The following is a 21,810-nucleotide window of genomic DNA, read 5'->3' as shown; positions in this document are numbered from 1 at the left end:
GAGCAGTCACATGCGCTCCTAAAGAGGTTTATCAAAAGCAGCGCTGAAATTACCAATGCATTTTCTGACGCATTGCCACAGCTTGAAGCACTGGTAAGAGAGGTGCTCCCTGTCATAAAGAATGGCGGACGCCTTATTTATCTTGGCGTGGACTTATCCGGTCGACTGGCCGTAATTGATGCCTCTGAATGTCCCCCAACATTTGGCGTTGAATCTACCACCGTCACCGGGCTGATTGAAGGCGGCCGCGAGGCGCTCAGACGCACGCTCACCACAGCACAAAAAGAACAGGCCGATGCCTGGAAAGACCTTCAGTCACAAGGCGTTAGCAGTAATGATATCGTGGTTGGCGTTGGCATAGCGGGTATTCCAGAGTACGTACAGAATGGTTTGACCAGAGCAAAGGCAGAAGGCATAGCAACAGCTTCCATCACGGTTCAGAGGAAGTCTGAAAAAAGGGATCACCAGTCTGTAGTGATTTTATTGCCGGATTCAGAAAACCCCACAGAATACGAAGTACTGGCGGGAACGGCAATCAAGCAGGCTCTGAACATGTTGACAACGGCGGCCATGATTCAATATGGAAGAGTCGCTGGTAACAGGATGTCGCATATGCAGGCGTCAAATGAAAAGCTGGTGGCCAGGCAAGCCGTTAATCTTGCCAAAATAGAAGGAATTACACTTATAGCTGCCAAAGTATTACTGACTATTTTCAAATCTACGGCTGCTGCGATGACATATCGGGCTGAAATAAAAAAATCATCCAAGCCTCAATAGTTTTTCATTTGTCAGCTCAATAAACGACAGTGACTATATAAATCCACCCTGCAAATAATGCAATAACAGGGTGATGTGAAAAGCCTGACTCTATTGAATAGAAATTATTCAATATCAAATCAGATATTTCTGAGAGTTTTCTAAAATCTGGTCTAGGATTCCCTCTACAACTTTCTAATAAAGATCAGCTTTTTAGCTATCAATCCATTGTACGTCACATGTTCACAACAAAAATGGCCAATGCTCTAATAAAACGTCAGACAGCTCTTCTGGTTCTGTTTGTATATCTGACTCTGGCCGTATCTCTGGCTCCTGCTCAAATATCACAGGGCCACCTGTCAGGGGTGCTCCCTTTTGATGCAATATTGCACACACCAGCATTGCTAAAACCAGCATTGCTAAACAAGCCCCAGCCTGGTTCTTTTCCCTGCCTTATGCCGGGTAAAGACTGGGTCATATTTATTGATAATCTGAAACAAACGGACGATGGGCTGGCAGAAAAGTCACTGTCGTTAAATCTGCCCTATCCGGATAAGCACAGTAAAACCACAATAAACTACGATGGTTTCTCGTCCCACAGTGTTTCAACAGATAGTGTTTCAACAGATAGCGTTTCAGCAGGGCAACAGAATCCACCCGATCACATTCTGGTCATTCCGGTAAGTAAGCAGCGTCTGGCGCCTCAATACCAGGCAATCGCCAACAACAGCGATGATTCCCCTGACTCCCAGCCAATCCATATTCATCCGAATGCCACGATTCCCGATGTTCTGCCAGAAACAAACAGAACACAAGTCTCTCTCCCTTCCCATTCCTGCAAGCCATTATTACTGGAACTTAACCGTCCACATTCTCTCAACGTTGCTGAAGCAGAAAGACTTCCTTACAGGGATGGTTTTGTCTGGATTTTCCTTGACCCGAAAGGCTATGTGTCAATCTACCCGGACCCTGATCACCCACCAACATCCGGCATCATCTTGCACAACTCATTGCAGGCCAGGTGTCCGGTACTGGCCAGAATCGATTCAGAAGTCATTTCCCTCACCAGTCACTTCGAAGAAACATCCATCCTGACAGATACGGGCAAGCCCTATACCATTCCGGAAAGCTCCATGGTCAGCCTGAAGCAGAACACGGACGGCACCTGGGTTGTGGACATACACTTGCCCGATGGTACCATTCAGAGCCTGTCAGTAGACGACTACAGGCGCCTGAGGTCGATATTCTGGGAGTCCAGAATTGCAGCCTACTTCGGTGAAGTTCCCCTGTTCGCCTACGGCCCGCACCGCAACGTCAGACTCACCCTCCGCCTGCCTAAAGCAAAAGGTGATAAGCTGGACGATCAGGAACCTTCTGACGGCAGTACCTGGTCTACTCCTGATAGTGATAGAAGTAATCAAAATTTTCACACAGAATCACAAACAGCTGGCATAGATAGTCCAGATGGAGACAATAGCTTAGATGGTGAAGATGGGGCAGGTTTCTCAAAAAATATTAGCCAGAAAGAAAGCCAGAAAGAATTAGACGCCAATGTCGATGAAAGCAGAAATTCCAGCGCTTATTTCTGGGCCATAGACTTTTTCAACAGGTCTGCACGAAATCCGACAGAGGCTAACATTAGAGCCATTACCAGCCTTATAAAAAAAGTCAATTTAAAAGAGACCTTTACAGTCGCAGCAAGAGAAATGCTCTCATCTGTTTTTTCAAAACCTCTTCCCGACAATACCAGTCTGAAGGATCTGATAAAAAGTGTTCTATCGGTCAGTAGTGGCGCTGAGTTGCTCAATAGAGCAGGGCTGATCAACAACTCTGAAGCCCTTAATGAACTGCGTAGCAAAAAGCGGGAGGTGATGAAAAAAACAATAAAGACACATTCATTTGCAAAGCCGCGCGCCATAGAATCCGGCTGGGGCAATAACCCCACTCTAGCTCTGAGAGGGTTAGAAAAAAGAGTTGCGTCAGTGATTGAGTCAATTACCACCTGGCCAATCCCGGTTGACGAGAGTCAAATTGGAAACACATCTCTTTTACACCCAATGGAGCTGAATTTTCATGAAACCTCAATCACCGGCAAGACACCGGCCAGAAATTACCAGCTGATCAACAGTGTAGAGAGTCAAAATCGAATCAGAGAAAACTGCACGAATCAACTATGTACGGATCAGAACCGGTTACACAGTCGGGCAATGAACATAACGTTTGAATCGCTGAATCACGATCAGCCTGAAGAAGTGACCCTTGGGATTCGCCAGATAGTTGCAGAACTTCATCGGATTAAGCAAGAAATTAAGGATAGCTTAGCTTCAACACCTGAACAGTCTGGAATTCTGGAACAGGAACATGGCCTTGGCTGGCAAACGGCAACCGGCGAAAGGTATCCCATAACGATTACGCCCCGGGTAGATTTCAATACGATTCGCATTACCCGCTTTAAACACGGAGTAACAGTTGTCGAAGTTGATATTACTGTTCCATCTCTTACCCGCACAACGCAAAAGAATTTCCCTGAACATATTCATTTACCCGCAGAGGAAACACTGGACATTTCAGGTCAGTTACGCATAGCCATCCGCAACAATGATGGTCAATTCTCTATCGAAGGAGGCTCACTGGACCTGGAAGGTCTGGAATTATCACCAGAAACGATCAGGCAGCGAAGCGCTGAGCTCGCCGATCGCTGGTATCAGCAAGATAGCCAGTCTATTGATATCAATCTCAATATGCTTATTTCGGAGCTGTCAAATTTCACACAGGCCGGGCTAAACAATAGAACCTCCATTAAGGCGGCCACAGCTATTCTGGCTAACAGTTCGCGAGTTCCCAACAGCATTAAGCGCCTGCGAGGCCATCAGACTGAGTTCGGTTCTGAACTGATTAAAAAACTGATAGCATATATCTATGAAGAGTATCTGGTTCAATGGCGTCAGATTAAAACCTATATGAAATACACTGTTGATATGGATGTTGAAACACGAACCGAAGTTTATGAGAAGCTTCTTCCCTATTATCAGGAAGTTCCTCGTATATCCATTGATGTATTGGACAATCTACGTGCTGATGCGGACACTAGCACTCAGGCTACAAAAACCGCTCTTTATATTATTGAACACAGACAAAGGCTCAGACAGGCAACTCTGAATGTAAGAGTATCCGAGGGAGCCGCTCTTATATTAAAGAATCAGCTAGAAAAACAAGGTAAAAACCTTGAGGATGATGAACAAGAGCGGCTGACCCTCCTCCTTTCTTATGGCTTCATAGCTAATCGCCTTGCCCTGAACCACCTTAGTGACAGCTTTCAATCACTTATCAGACAGTATCCTGCGCTCAGTGAGTTTGAAATAATAGGAACAGAGCATCAACCAGAGTCACCAGCCAATCTGAAAACCCTGATAGAAGAAGCCTTTGAGAAAACCAGAACCCGAAAGAATAAAATGAAAAAAGATCCACAGCCGCAATAGAGAAAACATAGCGGAAAGATAGGCGGAAAAGAATATCGCCCACTCCCTGCAACGGTTATTATGAGCCTTTATCTGAAAAATACCCCTTTATGGCAAAATCAAAAACCCGCAAGGCCTACGTCTGCACCGAGTGTGGCAGCGAATCCGCTAAATGGCAGGGGCAGTGTCCCGAATGCAAAGCCTGGAATACTTTTAAAGAGGTTAACCTTGGCCCTGCCGCCGCACCTTCAATTGCTGCCGCCAACAAAGCAGGCTTTGCCGGTACCCTGTCCGGTCTGCAAACCCTCAGCGAAGTGGATGTTGCAGAGGCACCACGTTTTTCCAGCGGCATGTCAGAGTTTGACCGGGTTCTGGGTGGAGGCTTCGTTAAAGGCAGCGCGGTTCTGATCGGCGGTCACCCCGGTGCAGGTAAAAGTACCATCCTGCTACAAGTGCTTTGTCATGTTGCCCGGGAGATGAACGCACTCTACGTTTCCGGCGAAGAATCATTACAACAGATCGCTGCCCGGGCTAAACGACTGGGGCTACCTGCTGACCGGCTAAAAATGCTGGCTGAAACCAGTGCCGAAAACATTGTCGCCGTTGCCGAACAGGAAAAGCCCGGTGTTATCGTTATCGATTCGATTCAGGTCATGTTTATGAACGGTGTGGATGCAGCTCCCGGTGGCGTAGCACAGGTAAAAGAGTCTGCGGCGTTTCTCACCCGATTTGCTAAACAGACCGGAACCGTACTATTACTTGTCGGGCATGTCACCAAAGACAATTCGCTGGCGGGCCCTATGACACTGTCGCATATCATTGATACCCAGTTAATGTTGGGCAATACCGACGACTCCCGTTTCCGCATTATGCGTGCCACCAAAAACCGTTTTGGCCAGGTCAATGAACTGGGTATTTTTGCCATGACGGAAACCGGCATGAAGGAAGTCAAAAACCCTTCTGCCATCTTTCTGTCCCGAACCCCTGAACCCACTTCCGGCAGTATCATCAGTGTACTCTGGGAAGGCACACGCCCGCTTCTGGTTGAAATACAGGCACTGGTGGTTGAATCTCAACTGGGCAACCCCCGTCGTGTAACTGTTGGTCTGGAACAAAATCGTCTGGCTATGCTGCTGGCGATTCTTACCCGTCACGGCGGCATTTTCACCAGTGACCAGGATGTGTTTATCAACGTCGTCGGGGGCGTTAAGGTCAGTGAAACGTCTGCCGACCTTGCCAGCCTTCTGGCCGTGGTTTCCAGCCTGCGGGACACGCCTCTGCAACAGGATTTGATCGCCTTCGGTGAAGTGGGTCTGGCCGGAGAAATCCGCCCGGTCGCCAATGGTCAGGAACGACTGGCAGAAGCTGCCAAGCATGGCTTTAAGCGAGCCATTGTTCCAGTTGCTAATAAGCCCAGAAAGCCCATTGCGGGGCTGGACGTCGTGGGTATCAGTAAGCTGTCCGAGGCCCTGGAGGCGATTTAAAATCGCCTCCAGCTATTATGGGGTGAGGTATTGTATTCCCATGCCCCCCCATAAAATGTTTTTCTGTTATCGTTGCTCTCAACATAGTGTTTATCATCCCTGTACAATGACCGACTCCAAAAGACTGAATTTTTACTCCGGGTAATATAGAATATACCCTCCCCAAGGCATGAATCTGACTTTATTCCAATCCATTTGAGACGTGTAAAAATGGATTCTTTTTTTCCTCTGGAACTATCGCATTTATATAAAAATGGTTCATCCAGTTCCGCAGAACCCAGAATAGTATACCCCTTGCTGTCGAGGCGATAAGGCCAGACATCGTGCCAGGTCAGCTTACCTGAGCGGCTAAAACCCCATACAGGAAGGAAAGCAATAAACCAGTTTTTCTCACTGGGCTTAATGTCTCTTCCTTTGAAGATAACACTGTTGTTCAGAGAGCGATTACTGCGCAGTTTTATTAATGCTTCCCGGCTGCACTCTTCCTGCCGTATGCTATCAGGCATTAAGCCACAGTAGTCGATTATTCCCTTGGCTGCCTTGTAGAGTGAACCAGGCTTACCTTCTGCTTTCCAGGCAGAACTGATACCTTTCTTAATCTGCAACAACTGCTGTGCTGTCATTTGCCATAACGGATAATGCCGGGAATGCGCCATCATTAAATGGTGGTATTCATTCAATCCTTTTTTTGCTTTCTTAATCTCCGAAGCCACCTTGCTTTTCACGGGAACCATTGTTCCCTGATCCATATTAGCCAAAAAAATACGATAGCTAATAATTCTGTATTCATCAGGCAAACTATCCATTACCTCCAGAATATCCCGCCCCAAACGGTCATCATTAACCGGATTTAAACAAAGTTGTCTGAAACCGTACCGACTGATATTTCCACAACCGTTATCCCGGGAGCTTACCAATTTATACCCTGTAAGAGCCGCAGCACCCGCCATCAGGCTTAGCTCCAGTTTATAGTCATAGGCATTATGGGCAAACCATCTATACCATTGACTACCTTCAGGTTTTTTGTTGATTCCCGGTTTGCTGGCTTGTGCCCTGTTTTGACTAGCAGACTTAATGGGTGAGGAGGTTTTTTTATTCGAAAGCCGTTGGCGTTTTAAATCATCTATATGCTTTTTTAATTTATCATTTTCTTTATTAAGATATTTCTGGTCTTTTTCAGAAAGTTTTAATCTACGACTCAATTTTTTTTCTTTATTTAAAAAATCAATTTCCATTTCCAGCTCTGCAACTTTATCTTTAAGCTCCTGATCTGAAGTATCCACCGACTTTTTATCGTGAGCTTCGTTTAAATCTTTTATATTTTCATTCCGTGCTTTTGCTTGCTGCTCATATTCATAAATTTTCCGTTTGATTTTTTTCAACTCACTTTCTAGTTCTTTATTCTTAAAATCAAGGATTCCTATCTTTCTTAAGCCTTTTCCATTAATTTCTTTTAACTTAAACACCTCATCATTAAAGCCTTTATTTTCAACAAGTAGTTCAGAATTTTCTTTTTCCAATTTTAAATTAAGTATCATGGAATTTTTCAATCTATGACTCATATTTTCTTTTTCTGAAAACAAAATTTCTGTTTCTTTACTGCTCTCCTCCATAAGAACTTTTAATTTTTTAATTTCACTGTTCAGCTGTTCTTTTTCTAAGTACCTGCTTGCTGAATCGTCCTTACTTTCCTCAGAAACAAATTTTGTCAACTCACTTATTTTATTAGCGAGTTCTTTTTTCTCAAGCTGTAGTTCAGCTATTTCTTCCTGATTAAATTTAATAGTCCTCAACCTTTCCAGAGCCTGCTTCTTATGGTGTGCAGTGGATAACTTCAGTGATTCACAAGAACCATGAATTCTCAATAATTCTGCACTCAAACGAACATTATCCAAGTCACTCTTTTTTATTTTCTCAGACATCGTATTAAGCATCTCTGCCATCTTACCATTCTTAACACTCAGGCTTATACTTCCCACAAGCATGTTGAATACAGTATTTTTTGGAAAAGCGTTATTCAGCAAAAAAATACGATCCCAATGCTTGCCTTCCTTGGCCAAGGTGGTAGTGCCTCGCTTGGAGGCCTCAAAATGCAACCCTCGCCTCACACTCTCCGCGATTACCTGCGCCTCTGTCAGAAAGGATGCCTGCTCTTCTGATTTAGACATGGCTACGTCCAGACCTGGAAAATAACCATTAAACGCTTCCCACTCCCCCACCCCAGAGAAATCAAAGCTGCTAAGGATATACGGCAGTTCTTTATTCTCTCTTACGGGAAACGTAAACAGTAACTTGTCTTTTGCAAAGCCTGAAATTTTAAAACCATGTTCTGCAAGTCTTTTGCCCATAAATTCTTTAAAATATTCCACACGGTCAGATGTTAATGAAAAAAGAACATCGATATCCCCTGTAATAGAAAGATTTTCGGAATAGAGTCGCTGTCCGTGATCAAGGTTTTGATTAAGCAAATACTCTCTTACTGAAAATCCACCGTAATAACAGCTTTCTACTTTTGTTTCATCACAGAAGCTTGAGATGATTTTTTTTAGACGATCTTGTAATGTATTGACGGCGTCAGCCAATTTCCAGAAGTGTTCAAAATTATCAACAATATTATTGAACATTGTCTGAGTCATTTCTACAACATACTCGTTTTCACCGTCAGCCTCCGGAAAAACAGACTGGCCGGTTGCAGAGAAAACGCTGTTGAGGTAACGAGAAAGCCGCTTGCTTACAACCATTGGCCACTGATCAATAGCTACACCTTCAACGGGCAAAATCTGGAGCATACCCGCAGAACTTAGCGAGTAAATTAATGTTTTGACGCCCGGCAATAACGGTGCCGACAAAACTTGCCCACTCAGCCCTCTGTTGAGAAAAAACACCTCTGTTGCCTGCTCCAAAAGAGTCTTTGGAGCAGCGTCTTGCGTCGGTGACCTGTTATAAGTGGATGGTGGAGGATTCTTGTCATCGTTACCCTTATTCTGCCTGAATTTTAACGTCTTTTGATTTGATCCTCTGGCCTGGGGGTTCAGACTTGTCTTTTCGGATTTTTTATTTCTATCCCCTGATCCGGAAGCCTGCCCCTGAGAATCAGGTGCTTTTCTTACATACGACTCAGGAACACCATGCGGGAAATAGACGGGTACCTTATTCCCGCCATCGCAATAAAGACAATCGGAAGAAGCTAATATCATCGTGTTCTGTATTTCAGAACCGACCTTCTCCAGAGGTTCTGGTGAAAGCATTTTGGAAAGCGTTCCCGGGTTTGGGTCTGACGCTAAAAAAACAGATCGGTACCACCCGATAAACAACCTGTTAAAATCTGCCAGAGCCATAGCTGAGCCTGCCGCCAATAACCTGTGACTTAACCATTGAGGAATCGTCAGTTCTATCGGTACCCCTGATTCCCGGTATTTCATCGGGCTGACAAGCTGTATGGTTAACTCGGTTGTCGCACTTCCTTCTTCAGGTTCACTCCAGACAATTTTTTGATAACGCCCTATATTTATCCTGTTAAATCGTTTGATCCAGTAGACATTATCATGGCTACCCACTTCGTAAGTGCTGGTTGTATTATCAAGACCGGGAAGGGTTATTGAGTACGTGGTTCCTGTCGTATCCTGTTGCAAAATCTGCAGCTCGGCTTTCCAGTCATCACTTATTACCATTGCCTGACCCGGTGACAGCTGCTTCTTCATCTCTGTTACGTAAGCCACCAGGCTGTGCAGGGTGCCAAAATTGTCCTGCTGTAACCGGTAGTAAGGTTTGGTTTCTATCGGTGTCTGATAGCCAAGCCTCGGGTTGGTCGTACCGGCTTCAGAAGTGGCTCCCGGTATGGCAGCAGGCATCCACCAAAAATCAGGAAACAAAAGCCCGGAGAGCCATTGCTGAAATAGATTATACAAATAAAGACGGTTCGCGCCCCTGAAAGCCTGCAGGATAAAATAGGAGGTCTGCTCCCGTTGCCAGCCTGTGCTCTGAAGTACGCTGGCTGGCAACAGGAGTGCGAAAGAGATGGCCAGCTGTGTCGCAACCGTAGAGCCGAGAGCCTGAAGATTCAGCGGAACCTTTATAGAAACCCCGGGAACAGAAAGCTCTGCATTATAAAGTTCTGCATCTTCTGAAACCATTTCAGCAAAAAGACCAGAGCTGAGTGCTCCGGATAAAAACAGAAACAGTAAAAGTTGTTGTAAGAAAAGCTTAACTTTTTTTATTTCTGACAACATCCGTCCACCACTTTTTGAAAGCCGGCAATTATAGACTCTAATAGGGCGGGGGGGCTGAATTATCTGCCAATGCCCGATAGCAACCGGTATACTTCGGCTCAATTAAGAATCAGACAGGAGGCCATCATGCTCAAAGGTCTATACGGTGTTACCGACAGCCATCTGCTACCCGACGACAACAGCCTGCTGCACGCAGCGGAACAGGCTTTGCATGGTGGTATGAAGGTTCTGCAATACCGCGATAAAAGCGACGACCAGAATAAACGCCTGCGGCAGGCCGGAGCCCTGAAAGTGCTCTGCCACCAGCATCAGGCGATCCTGATTATTAACGATGACGTAGAGCTGGCAGCAGCGGTTGAAGCCGATGGCGTACACGTCGGCCAGAGCGATACGTCCGCTGCTGAAGCCAGAGCCCGCCTGGGGGATTACGCCATTATCGGCGTAAGCTGCAGTGGCTCTATAGAGCTGGCGCAGAAAGCCATTGATGCCGGTGCCAACTACATCGCCTTTGGCAGGTTCTTCGACTCCAAAACCAAGCCGGATGCCAAAACCGCCAGCCTGGCTGTGCTGCCGGAAGCCCGGCAGCGTTTTAAAGTACCTGTGGTAGCTATTGGTGGAATTACGGTAGATAATGCTTCCCAAATAATAGAGGCGGGTGCGGACATGATCGCTGTTGTAAACAACCTGTTTGCAGCACCCGATATTCAGCACCGGGCCCGTGAACTCAGTGAACTTTGCCTGTAAGGAAAACATTCATGGCTCGATCCGATAACCGTTCCGGCGCTTTGTTCAGTGAAGCGCAGCAAGTCATTCCCGGTGGGGTAAACTCCCCTGTTCGTGCTTTCAAAGGCGTGGGCGGCAAACCCGTTTTCTTCCAGAGCGCCCTGGGAGCCTATGTGAAAGACGTTGACGGAAACGAGCTTATTGATTACGTAGGGTCCTGGGGGCCAATGATTCTTGGTCACAACCATCCGGATGTAGTGGCCGCCGTGCGTGAACAGGCGTTAAAAGGTCTGAGTTTTGGCGCGCCTACCGCCCTGGAAACCGAACTGGCCCTGAAAGTGCGTCAGCTGTTCCCGTCTATGGAACTGTTGAGGATGGTGAACTCGGGCACCGAAGCCACCATGAGCGCCATCCGTCTGGCTCGTGGTTTTACCGGTCGGGATCGTATCGTCAAGTTTGAAGGCTGCTATCACGGCCACTCTGACTCCCTGCTGGTTAAAGCCGGTTCCGGAGCCCTGACTCTGGGCGTACCCAGTTCTCCCGGTGTTCCTGAAGCGCTGGCAGAAAACACCATAACCCTGACCTTTAACGACCTGGACTCTGTCGAGGAAACCTTCAGGGAAGCAGGTTCTGAAATCGCCTGTATTATCGTTGAGCCTGTTGCTGGCAATATGAACTGCATCCCTCCGGTTCCGGGCTTCCTGCAAGGGTTACGCCGAATCTGTGACGAACACGAAGCCCTGTTGATTTTTGATGAAGTGATGACCGGCTTCCGGGTAGCCCTTGGGGGCGCTCAGGCGCATTACGACATCAAGCCTGATTTAACCACGCTCGGCAAGATTATCGGTGGCGGACTGCCGGTGGGGGCCTTTGGTGGTCGCCGGGATGTGATGAAACACCTTGCGCCGCTGGGACCGGTTTATCAGGCAGGTACTTTGTCGGGTAATCCACTGGCAATGGCGGCCGGTCTGGCAACCCTGAACAATATTGTTCAGCCGGGTTTTCATGACGACCTGACCGACAAGGCTGAACAACTGCTGAAAGGCATCAGGCATCAGGCTGACCTGGCGGGCATTCCGTTGCGAACCGTTCAGGCCGGAGGCATGTTTGGCCTGTTCTTCACCGAACAGGAAACCGTGGAGCGATTCGATCAGGTGATGGCCTGTGACAGTGAGCTGTATGGGCGTTTCTTCCACGCCATGCTGGACGAAGGGATTTATCTTGCGCCCTCTGCTTTCGAAGCCGGTTTCATTTCTGCCGCCCACGGCGATCAGGAAATAGAACAAACCGTCGCCGCTGCGGGGCGGGCTTTTCAATCTTTATTAAACCAATGACCCTGAATGATTTCTCTTGCTATGTCTGATGCGGTGCTGGCTTTTGCCAGCGCCTTCCCCGTTTTCCTTTTATCCCAGCAAAAGGACTTTGATCCGGCACACAAGCTGCCCGCCAAAGCGGCTTTGTTTGGCTTTCTGCTGATGGCGGTCGCAGGCGGTCTGGGCGCGCTCAATTACGGTTTCTCTACTGCCTGGGCTGGGCCATACTGGATGTTCAACAACATCGCCACCTTTATGTCCCCCCCCCTCGTTACCATTGCCCTGGTGCAGATTCTGACGGCAAAGCTCTGGAGTGCAGCGGCCTGGTGGAGGGCGATTCTGTCGGTCTGCCTGCTGTTTGAAGTATCGCGCTGGTATGGGCTGGAGACTGTGTACCGGGATCTGCAACTGGCGCTCTGCATCATCGCAGGTCTCGTGATGGTTACCCGTTCTTACATGAGCGCAGGCACTAAAGCATTGATTATGGTGTCCTTTGCCAGCTTCTTTGTCGGCGGCATGCTGATAGGCAATGAAGGCACCCTTGCAGGCTATCTGCGCCTGAATCTGTTTCGTTACTTTATCGCCCTTGGCAACCTGATGCTGGGTACCGGACTGTACTTTCTGCTCCGTCAGAAAAAGCCTGAAAAGCCCTGAATTACTCTATTGCTCGCAGCCTATACTTGGCGTATTCATCCATACTTTTGCAGGGAAGCAATTGTGAGCAACTCATCCGTAGGAGCCTCCTCCCGGAATGTTCCGGCGCATTTAAGCAATCCCCCCCAGCCTGCCAGCCCGGACAAAACGGAAGGCACTGCCTTTGACAGAAAAACCAGCAAAATAGACGTTATAAAAGGAAAACTCAGAGGATTAAAAACCAGGCTCACCGCCAGAAGAGAAACCAAAAAATTATCGAACTATAACATCAGCAAAAGCCAGCCCCGCCCTCAGATAAACCTGACACAAGTGCCTGCCCAGCCTGGTCATCCCCGAACTACGGCACAGACACTGCCGCAGGCAAAAGCAGCAGCCCCCGTTTCTTCAGCCTACAAAAATCACGGACTGAGAAAACTGATCAACCAGTCCCGGGTATCTGAACGTTTCCATGACGTCCAGCAAAGCTCTGACAAGCTGAGACAAAAAGCCGCCAGCGTCACCGACGCCTTCCTGAAAGGCACCAGCCGTCACAGTCAGGCCAGTGCCAGCCTGAAATCAAAACATCTGGTTCAAATTGCCTCCGTGCTGGATAAACATAAAAGTGAACAGGCGAAGTTCATGCCCACCACCGCCGAAGAGATCAAAGCTCAGGCACAAAGCCAGATTGACACTCTGGAGCAGGGCATGCAGGTCATTGCTGAAATATCCAACTCAGGTCGAGCGTATTATTCACGGGAAGACTTCGCGGCCCTGCAAACGTTAAGCAGGGAGATGGATGCTGAGAGGGCGTTGCTGGTTCAGGTCATGGATGACCGTAAAAGCCCTTTTCTGAATGGCAAACTCAGCTGGGGAGAAGCGACTGAACTGAAACGTCTGGGCTACCCACTAAACCCTGGTCTGACCGACGAGTTTACCACCCTGACCGACGCTGACCTGTTGAAACCGGAAGAACCTTTTGGCGCAGGCAGGCAGCACAGTGTACAAAAGCTGACGTTTCCCGGTATCACCGAGAATGACCCGCCCAGAGATTACCTCTTTAAAGCCGATGACGCTAAAGACAACAGTCAGTATGAGCGTGTGGTAGGAAAGGACAAATACCTGGATAAGTCCCGCCCCCGTTTTGCAGGTCGAAACCTTGCCGCACAAAAGTTGCAGAATGCCCTTGACCTGAAGCTGTTACCCGCCATGACCCTGACCACCCATAAGGGTAAAATGGGCCTGCTTATGACAGAAGCCCAGGGAGTTCAGCCATTCAACAATGAAATCGGGCAGCCGGAAAACATTGCCTACGACTCTCTCGAAAAGCCCACCGCTTCAGCCAACCTCCAGAAAAACCTGACCGACGCCCAATGGCTGGACTGTCTGACCGGACAGCAGGACCGTCACAGTACCAACCTGTTTATTGACCCGGATACCGGTGGTGTGACTTTGATTGACAATGATCAGGCATTTTATCCGGGTCTGCGTGAAGTCACCGACCCTGAACCTGACCGGAAACTGGGTGACTGGCCCCTGCCCTGGCCGGGCAAGCCAGAGCTGATTAGCCGGGAAACCTTTGACAAACTGGAAGCCCTTGACAAAGATCGTCTCAGGCGCGACCTGGAACCGCTTCTCGATAAGAAAGAAATTGAATCCACTCTGTTTCGTTTGAATGACCTGAAACAGCATGCCCGGAAGCTGGCTAGTGAAGGTAAGGTGGTAGACGACTGGTTAACCTGGAGAAGTCCGACAACAGAAGGTGGCAAAGGGGGACAGCGTGTTGCGGATTTCCTGCGTTCAACCGGGAAGCCACAGTCGTATTTTAATGCGCTATCGCAACAGGCAGAACAGCTTTATAACCGACCTGATCCACAACTCACACGATCTGTATAAGGCAGGCATCCCATGAATTCCAAAAAAATGCTGCAACCAAATGACCAGGCTAAAGAGACCATCAACAAGGCTATGCTCGAAGCAGGATTACCTGTTCCGCCTGTACCCAAAAACCTGTCTGATCAGTTGCAATGCCCGGACGACGCCGGGTATTTAACCACCCGCAGCAATGCCCCCGGCCCATGGAATCTGAGCTGGTTTCTGAATGAAGTTGAACAAAAGACACCTGACCACTATCTGGTCTTTGGCATTGACGGTCATGGTGTGGAGTCTGCCGCTACGCATTATTATCTGGTTGACAATGATTTTGCCATTTTCCACCAGAGCCACCTGCCAACACCTCATCACCCCGATCCGGAAGCGGATTTAGCGGATCAGTATGAACTGATTGCCATCATGGCAGTGGCCGCTGCTGAAGCCAGGGAGAAAGGCAAACTACCCGGCAACAGCCGCATTGTCGTCGTTCGTCCGGCTGGAATGCCGTCTGCCTGGGGTATCCAGCCAGCACCGGGGCAGCCTGTCCAGTGGCAGGAGACCAGTAACGCTCTGCTGGATGCCTGTGACTGGTTAAAGACGTCGGTGGAAGACTGATTCCTGACCTGTTATCCCTGCTCTGCTCAAGTGTGCTCTCGGCCAGCGAACGCGGCTTTATATCAGTGGCTGGATGCTCCGCCACCCCAAAAAACTGGAAGTAAGGCTCGTGGAAATTGAGGTGGAGGAGGTGGAGGTAGAAGCTGTTGGATAATTTGACTGTTCTGAGCAAAATATCTAGCGGTATCCGGGTGAAAATAGACAACTAGTGATTGTACGTGGGAGCCTGAAATGTACAGGGTAGCACTACTCAGAGAGCCGGCGTTAAAGTTTGGTACAGGTGGAGCATATAAATGATAGGTTATGCTAAGCTCGCGACTAAAAAGGGTCCAGTAATAGTTTATGGCTGGGTTGGCGTAATTGAGAGTGACCCCTAGATTAATGTTCTGAATTAAATAAAATCTTTTCCCCTTATTGTCCTTGCACGGATATACGGCAATCTCTTCATCACAGGAAGCGCGTAACGGTGAACCAAGGGAGGCAATACAGAAAATAAAGATAAGTGTTTTTTTCATGTACGGAAGCTTTCAAAAGCTGGGAGAAGCATGATTGTAGTAGGAAAACCCTTTAGCGACACAGTTTCCTAACCCTTTTTGAAGGGTCAGCGTTTGCGGTGGGTTCCCGCCTTCGCGGGAGCGATGATGTTTATTTTAGAGTCGACACTCTTTAATTGGAGGAGCAGTCATTTGGAGTTCAACGGCGGCATTGGAAAAGAGCGCACATTTCCGCTTTTGGCTTCAGTCACTTTGGCCGTACCTTCTTTTTCCACTTCATCAATTCGGATAATAGACGTCAGTGGAATATAGCTGCGCTTAACGCCTTCAAAGGTGTTCTTCAGTTTCTCTTCGCTGGGGTCAACCAGCAGCTGACTGCGTTCGCCAAAGGCAAATTCTTCCACTTCAATAAAGCCCCAGAGCTCACTCTGAAAAATCTGGCGTGCATACACTTCAAAGACTTCGCCTTCGTTTTGAAAAATAACTCGAAAGACCTGTGTTTTCGACATCGATGATTAAAACCTTCTTGATCACTTCCACCGGTTTGCTTTGTTGTCAGCAAAGGTGGCTTAATAACGCGGCAAGCATAACACACTCATCTTCCGGTTAAATCCGTGGAAAACAGCGGCTTGATACAGTTTTGATACATCTTGGTAGTTGACCGACACACTCTGCCATTCAGTGCTGTTTATACTGGCTGCGGGAATGAATACAGCAATCTATGAACTCTAGCTTTAGCACCATGAATCTTATAAAGATCAGTCTCATCGTATTAGCAAGCCTTTCATTCATACCGGGGGCCCTTGCCAGTGGCAGCGGTCAGGAAAGGGGGCAGGGAAACAGTGTGATTGTCGATGTTCAAACCGTTCAGGCACAGACCTGGCAGGAAGAACTGACGGCACTGGGCAGCGTTTACGCCAGGAACCAGATTACCCTGACCAGCCAGGTAGCGGGCTCCATCAATAAAATCAATTTCACTGATAGCCAGGCTGTCCAGGCCGGTTACCCCCTGATTGAAATAGACAGCCGCTTTCAGCAGGCTAAATTACATGAGGCTAAAGCCAGACTTTTGGACGACCAGCGTCGCTTACATGAGATGCAGCTGCTGGTCGCTAAAAAAGCTGTTTCTCTCTCCGAACTTCAGGCTCAGGAAGCGCTGGTTGAACAATCCAGCGCATTGGTTGACGCAGCCGTAACCACTCTGTCTTTTTATACACTGGAAGCACCTTTTGACGGTATTTTAGGTTTAAGCGACCTCAGTCCCGGACAATACGTGAAAGCGGGTGACAGTCTGGTAACATTGACAAACCTGGAGCATCTGTATGTTGACCTGAATTTTCCTGATAAGTACCTCAGTCAGATCGGTACAGGAATGACCGTCAACCTTCAGTTTGAAGCCTGGCCAGACCGTCACTTTTCTGCAACGATTTCAAGCCTTGATGCTGTCATCAACATTGAAAGCCGTAATTTTAAAGTCCGTTCTGAACTGGACAACCCGGAAGGCTTGCTGCGTCCTGGCCTGCTGGCACAGGCCACTCTGCCATTAACACCGCACAGTGTGATCACCATACCCACCAGCAGTGTTTTTTACCGGGGTTCTCAGGCTTTCGTTTACCTTGTTATTGACAGCAAAGCGGTGGAGCGAGCCGTCACTACTCTGCAGATTGTGGGTGACAAAACCTATATCCACTCAGGGCTGACAGCGGGTGACGAGATCATTACGGCAGGTATTAATAAAGTCAGTAATGGCATTATCGTGACGCCTTCCTCTATTACGAACAACAAACATCGACAGTTTGCCCGGCAATTTACCCGGGAAGGTGCCGCGTCCATCCAGAACAGTGAGGTTCTGACTCAATGATATTATCGGATCTTGCCATTAAGCGACCCGTTGTCGCCTGTGTGATTAATCTGCTGTTGATTGTTTTTGGCGTACTGGCTTTTAACAACCTGCCCCTGCGTGAATACCCTGATGTTTCTACGCCCATTGTTTCCGTCAGTGCAAGCTATGAAGGCGCATCCGCAGACATTATGGAGTCCAGGGTTGCCAAGGTGATTGAAGACCAGCTGTCCGGTATCCGTGGTGTCAGGTCAATTGACTCTCGCAGCTCCGATGGTCGTACCCGAATCAGCATTGAATTTGAAAATGGCCGGGACATTGAAGCGGCTGCTAACGATGTGCGAGATGCGGTCTCCAGAGCTAAACGACGGTTGCCAGAGAGCATGGACGACCCGACGGTATCAAAAAGCGATTCCGACGGGGATGGCGTTATCAGCTACACGGTGTCATCAGACCGGATGTCGCCGGTCGACCTGAGTGATTACATCAACCGCAAACTGCTCGACCCACTGAGCCTGATTGATGGTGTCAGCTCTGTTGAGACATGGGGTTATAACAAGCTGGCGTTACTGGTCAAACTGGACCCGGTTGCCATGGCCAGTCGCAATGTGACAGTGGCCGATGTTGAAAAAGCGCTACGGGCTGAAAACCTGGAAGCGGCGGCAGGCAGCCTGACCGACCCTGCCCGAAGTTACACCCTGCGTTTACAGCGCAGCTATCAGACCGTTGCCGACTACCAGAATCTGGTTATTCGTAAAAACAGCGATGGCTCCATGCTTTATCTGTCCGATATTGCCAAAGTAGAAACCGGCTCTGAAAACGAAGATCAGACATTTCGGTTAAATAATCGCAGCATGGTGATGCTGGAGTTCCTGAAACAGTCCGATGCCAACACGCTGGACGTCGTTGAAACCGTTAAAGAAGAAGTCGAGCGACTGAGGCCGTTTCTGCCAAAGGGGATGGAAATGGCTCCATTGTCTGATAGCTCTGTCTTTATTAAAAGTGCCATCAGCGAAGTGTATACGACACTGGGCATCACCTCGGTGCTGGTTATTCTGGTTATCTACATTTTCCTCGGCAGCGCCAGAGCCACCCTCATACCAGCCGTTAGTGTGCCTGTCTCACTGATTGCTACGTTTGCCGTACTGCTGTTGTTTGGTTACTCCATCAACCTGATAACATTGCTGGCACTGGTTTTGTCTGTTGGCCTGCTGGTTGATGACTCGATTGTGGTACTGGAAAACATCCATCGTCGTATAGAAAAGGGGGAGCCTCTCATTGTTGCCGCTTACCGTGGCACCCGTGAAGTGGGTATGGCGGTGGTCGCCACCACCCTGGTACTGGTTGCGGTGTTTCTGCCCATTACCCTGTTGACCGGCACTGCGGGCATGCTGTTCAAGGAATACGCGGTCACCCTGGCTGCCAGTGTACTGTTTTCCAGTATCGTTGCCCTGACCATGGGGCCAGTCCTGGGCAGTCGTGTATTAAAACTGAATGTGCAGCAGGGGCCTTTCACCCATTTTGTTGAAAAGCAGTTTGCTCATCTGGAAAACGGCTATCGTCGGGTATTGCACTTTACCCTGAAGCACAACTGGATTGCTGTTCTAACCGTTGTTTTAAGTCTTGGCTTTATGGGCTATACCTACCAGCAACTGCCGCAGTCGTTTGTTTCCCGAGAGGATCAGGGACGGCTGTATGTAAGTTTGAGCGCTACCGAAGGCACCAGCTATCATGCCCTTGTGCCTTTGGTTGATGAAATCGAACAACGCATGAAGCCTCTCACCCATCCAGACGGCCCGATCCAGTCCATGGGGATACGGGCTCCGGGAAGGAGTCAGAACCAGATGTTTCTGATCATCGACCTGAAACACTGGGGTGAAAGGGATGTCACCGTATTTGAGGTGGCTAATCAGATACGGCGTCTGTTGCGACCCATCGCCCAGCTGAGGGTTTCGCCAATCGTGCCTTCCAGTTTTGGCACCCGCGCACGCCAGCCGGTCCAGGTGGTTATTGGCGGTGGTTCCTATGACGTTGTGCAGCAATGGGTTGAGCTGCTGAAAGAAAAAGCCGCAGAAAATCCGGGCTTGCAAGAGCTGGAGACCGATTACAACGAAACCACCCCCCGCATGAATGTCACCATCAACCAGGCTTACGCCCATGAGCTTGGGATTCCGGTTTCCGATGTTTCAGGCGCCCTGGAAACCGTACTGGCTGGCAGAAATATCACCACTTTTATTCAAAATGGTGAAGAGTACGACGTCAACGTTCGGGCGCCAAAGGATGACTTTAATTCCATAGCCGACCTCGCCCGCATCCATCTGCGTTCAGCCAGTGGTGAACTGGTACGGCTCGATACCCTGATTGACGTCACTATCGAAGGGCAACCCCGACAACTCAGCCACTACAACCGGCGCAAGAGTATTACGCTGTCCGCTGAACTGGTGGGGGATTATTCTCTGGGCGAAGCGCTGGCTTATATCGAACAGCTGGTGATTGATGAGCTGCCCGACGAAGCCACCATCGACTACAAAGGTGAGTCTCTGGAATACAAGCGTTCCAGCAGTTCCCTGGCCATGACGTTTATTCTGGCCCTGGTGGTGGTTTACCTGGTACTGGCGGCACAGTTTGAGAGTTTCGTGCACCCGGCGGTGATCATGATGACCGTACCGCTGGCACTCACCGGAGCCATGGGAGGTATGCTGTGGACAGGCCTGTCACTGGATATCTATACCCAAATCTCGTTGATCATGCTGATTGGGCTTGCCACCAAAAACGGTATTCTGATTGTCGAGTTCATTAACCAGCTGCGTGACCGAAAGGTCGCTTTTGAGGAGGCTATTATTCAGGGCTCTGTTGCCCGCCTGCGTCCGATTCTGATGACAGCCATCACCACGCTGGCGGGCTCAGTTCCACTGATACTGGCCAGTGGCGCAGGTTATGAGTCCCGCTCATCCATTGGTATTGTGATTTTCACTGGCGTTCTGGTCGCCACCTTTATGACCCTGTTTGTTGCACCGGGGCTGTATCGCCTGGTCGCAGCCAGAACCGGTTCACCCAAGGCTATGGAGCATAAACTGAAAGCGGCTCTGGAAAATTGCCCCACTCACTGAAAACTCAGGAGCGGTTCACTCATGCTGACCAGGAAGCGGCGCCTGGTCAGAGTTTGTAGCTGCATTTAATTTTTTCCAGGGTACTTTAAATGTAAAAATTTCTTTTACCCATTTTATGTCAGCCGGCGTTTGCAACCGGAGTTCACCATCGACCTGTACTACCTCGGGCTTGGCCTTCTCAGAATGATCTACGCGGACTGAATTAAACTCATTCCACCGCAGATTGGAGTATCCGGTCATCAAGTGAGATGACAACTGAAAAAAAACCTTCCAGCCTTTTTTGCTGGTGCTGATCAGAGACTGCCCCCGCGCCTTGTCGGGCGTCATGGCAGGGAACAGCTGGTAGAACCCACCACTGCTTGATCCGGTGTAGGCAAGAAACAATCCGATATCGCTTGCTTCCCGCTGACCGTCAAACGTAAGAGCCAGCCCGGGAGAAAACCATTCAAAGGCATAAGACAGGGCTGCCACCGTGTAAATAAAAGACCTTGGAGTGTACTGTAAAAGCCTGCTTGGGCGCTCTCCGGTATCGTGAGCCCGCTTTACTTCAGACGCTTTGGTCAGGAAACCAATATCGACTTCATCAACGGCATAAACAGTGTGTTTAATTGACGGGTCTTGCCGAAGGCAGGCATCCACCTTATAAGCACCGACTCTGCGGGAATCTCCGTGGAGCAAGACATCCAGAGTCTGTTGCCAGACTAGTCCGAACACCCCCAGGCTTCGGGCTAACTCATTCGCTGTTCCAATGGGAAAAATACCAAACACAACCCGCTCATTATCAACAAAAGGTTGTACAACGTCGCTTACTGTACCGTCCCCGCCCGCTGCGACAACGAGCAGCTGGTCATCTTTGCCGGGCTTTCGCTTTAACCACTGGCTGTACGCATCAGAAGAAATCTTTGTACCACTGTCTCCACCTGTCGTGAAGGCTACTTCATAAGTCGGAATCTTCTGTGCGGCGCCCTGGCTGGCTGAGCCCGGAACCGTTAAACGTTTATCCACCAGGGGAGCAATTTCGTCATCCCATACCTTACCTGCGGTGCCACCGTTACTCGTTCGGTTCACAACAAAAATGACATGGGTAATCCCGGCGGTAACGGCATCAGAAAAAACCAATGCAAAAAACAGCAACAAGACAGGTTTTATCCTGTATGAAACCTCTTGACCGTAACGGCGCAGTTCTTTTGTAACAATACATACAACCTGATGTTTTTTTATTCGGTTTATAGAGCCAGGCATTAATATTTACCTTCAACAATAACGACTCATAACAGGGTAATCAT

Annotated in this window: 12 protein-coding genes and 1 pseudogene; 10 read left to right on the top strand and 3 right to left on the bottom strand. The window is 48.7% G+C overall.

The features are described 5' to 3' along the window. Positions 1-18: 18 nt before the first annotated feature. The 3 genes and pseudogenes from NX720_RS14405 to radA all read left to right on the top strand — a co-directional run. Positions 19-777: pseudogene (locus NX720_RS14405) on the top strand (N-acetylmuramic acid 6-phosphate etherase); the annotation flags it as partial. A 395-nt stretch (positions 778-1,172) separates the two neighbouring features. Beyond that, a complete protein-coding gene (locus NX720_RS14400) occupies positions 1,173-4,235 on the top strand; it encodes a hypothetical protein (RefSeq protein WP_262595502.1) in 3,063 nt (1,020 codons plus the stop codon). An 89-nt stretch (positions 4,236-4,324) separates the two neighbouring features. After that, entirely contained in the window at positions 4,325-5,698 is a 1,374-nt protein-coding gene (radA, locus tag NX720_RS14395; RefSeq protein ID WP_262595501.1) for a DNA repair protein RadA, read from the top strand. Here the strand turns inward: radA and NX720_RS14390 are convergent. Then, entirely contained in the window at positions 5,695-9,549 is a 3,855-nt protein-coding gene (locus NX720_RS14390) for a hypothetical protein (protein ID WP_262595500.1), read from the bottom strand. The genes radA and NX720_RS14390 overlap by 4 nt on opposite strands. A 504-nt stretch (positions 9,550-10,053) precedes the next feature. Here NX720_RS14390 and thiE point away from each other — a divergent pair. From thiE to NX720_RS14365, 5 genes are all read left to right on the top strand, one after another. Next, on the top strand, positions 10,054-10,671 hold the full coding sequence (gene thiE, locus NX720_RS14385) for a thiamine phosphate synthase (RefSeq protein WP_262595498.1): 618 nt from the start codon (positions 10,054-10,056) through the stop codon (positions 10,669-10,671). Between the two features lie 11 nt (positions 10,672-10,682). Then, positions 10,683-11,984, top strand: coding sequence for a glutamate-1-semialdehyde 2,1-aminomutase (gene hemL / locus NX720_RS14380; RefSeq protein ID WP_262595497.1), 1,302 nt, complete (start codon positions 10,683-10,685; stop codon positions 11,982-11,984). Between the two features lie 6 nt (positions 11,985-11,990). Continuing rightward, entirely contained in the window at positions 11,991-12,617 is a 627-nt protein-coding gene (locus tag NX720_RS14375; protein ID WP_262595496.1) for a hypothetical protein, read from the top strand. 63 nt (positions 12,618-12,680) lie between these two features. Beyond that, entirely contained in the window at positions 12,681-14,489 is a 1,809-nt protein-coding gene (locus tag NX720_RS14370; RefSeq protein WP_262595495.1) for a hypothetical protein, read from the top strand. Between the two features lie 12 nt (positions 14,490-14,501). Then, positions 14,502-15,080, top strand: coding sequence for a hypothetical protein (locus tag NX720_RS14365; RefSeq protein ID WP_262595494.1), 579 nt, complete (start codon positions 14,502-14,504; stop codon positions 15,078-15,080). 682 nt (positions 15,081-15,762) lie between these two features. On the opposite strand, the gene NX720_RS14360 is transcribed toward NX720_RS14365, so the two are convergent. Then, a complete protein-coding gene (locus tag NX720_RS14360; RefSeq protein WP_262595493.1) occupies positions 15,763-16,083 on the bottom strand; it encodes a DUF1820 family protein in 321 nt (106 codons plus the stop codon). Positions 16,084-16,316: 233 nt separating this feature from the next. On the opposite strand from NX720_RS14360, the gene NX720_RS14355 reads away from it, so the two are divergent. Then, positions 16,317-17,435 carry an efflux RND transporter periplasmic adaptor subunit gene (locus NX720_RS14355; RefSeq protein ID WP_262595492.1) on the top strand — a complete coding sequence of 373 codons (1,119 nt, stop codon included), beginning with the start codon at positions 16,317-16,319 and terminating at the stop codon, positions 17,433-17,435. Beyond that, positions 17,432-20,524, top strand: a complete 3,093-nt coding sequence (locus NX720_RS14350; RefSeq protein WP_262595491.1) for an efflux RND transporter permease subunit — start codon at positions 17,432-17,434, stop codon at positions 20,522-20,524. The genes NX720_RS14355 and NX720_RS14350 overlap by 4 nt, the downstream gene beginning before the upstream one ends. Positions 20,525-20,539: 15 nt before the next feature. Here the strand turns inward: NX720_RS14350 and NX720_RS14345 are convergent, their stop codons facing one another. Further along, the gene (locus tag NX720_RS14345) at positions 20,540-21,766 is read right to left on the bottom strand and encodes a diacylglycerol/lipid kinase family protein (RefSeq protein WP_262595489.1); all 1,227 of its coding nucleotides are present in this window, start codon (positions 21,764-21,766) and stop codon (positions 20,540-20,542) included. Positions 21,767-21,810 lie beyond the last annotated feature (44 nt).

It is taken from the genome of Endozoicomonas euniceicola (assembly GCF_025562755.1).
Lineage (GTDB): Bacteria > Pseudomonadota > Gammaproteobacteria > Pseudomonadales > Endozoicomonadaceae > Endozoicomonas_A > Endozoicomonas_A euniceicola.
Note: the sequence above shows the minus strand (reverse complement) of the source record. Positions and strands in the feature narration are given on the sequence as shown.

Bases quoted from the DNA above. Each gene is read 5' to 3' on its own strand.
- radA (WP_262595501.1), top strand. From the start codon at position 4,325: ATGGCAAAATCAAAAACCCGCAAGGCCTACGTCTGCACCGAGTGTGGC.
- NX720_RS14390 (WP_262595500.1), bottom strand. From the start codon at position 9,549: ATGCCTGCTGCCATACCGGGAGCCACTTCTGAAGCCGGTACGACCAAC.
- thiE (WP_262595498.1), top strand. From the start codon at position 10,054: ATGCTCAAAGGTCTATACGGTGTTACCGACAGCCATCTGCTACCCGAC.
- hemL (WP_262595497.1), top strand. From the start codon at position 10,683: ATGGCTCGATCCGATAACCGTTCCGGCGCTTTGTTCAGTGAAGCGCAG.
- NX720_RS14375 (WP_262595496.1), top strand. From the start codon at position 11,991: ATGATTTCTCTTGCTATGTCTGATGCGGTGCTGGCTTTTGCCAGCGCC.
- NX720_RS14365 (WP_262595494.1), top strand. From the start codon at position 14,502: ATGAATTCCAAAAAAATGCTGCAACCAAATGACCAGGCTAAAGAGACC.
- NX720_RS14360 (WP_262595493.1), bottom strand. From the start codon at position 16,083: ATGTCGAAAACACAGGTCTTTCGAGTTATTTTTCAAAACGAAGGCGAA.
- NX720_RS14355 (WP_262595492.1), top strand. From the start codon at position 16,317: ATGAATCTTATAAAGATCAGTCTCATCGTATTAGCAAGCCTTTCATTC.
- NX720_RS14350 (WP_262595491.1), top strand. From the start codon at position 17,432: ATGATATTATCGGATCTTGCCATTAAGCGACCCGTTGTCGCCTGTGTG.
- NX720_RS14345 (WP_262595489.1), bottom strand. From the start codon at position 21,766: ATGCCTGGCTCTATAAACCGAATAAAAAAACATCAGGTTGTATGTATT.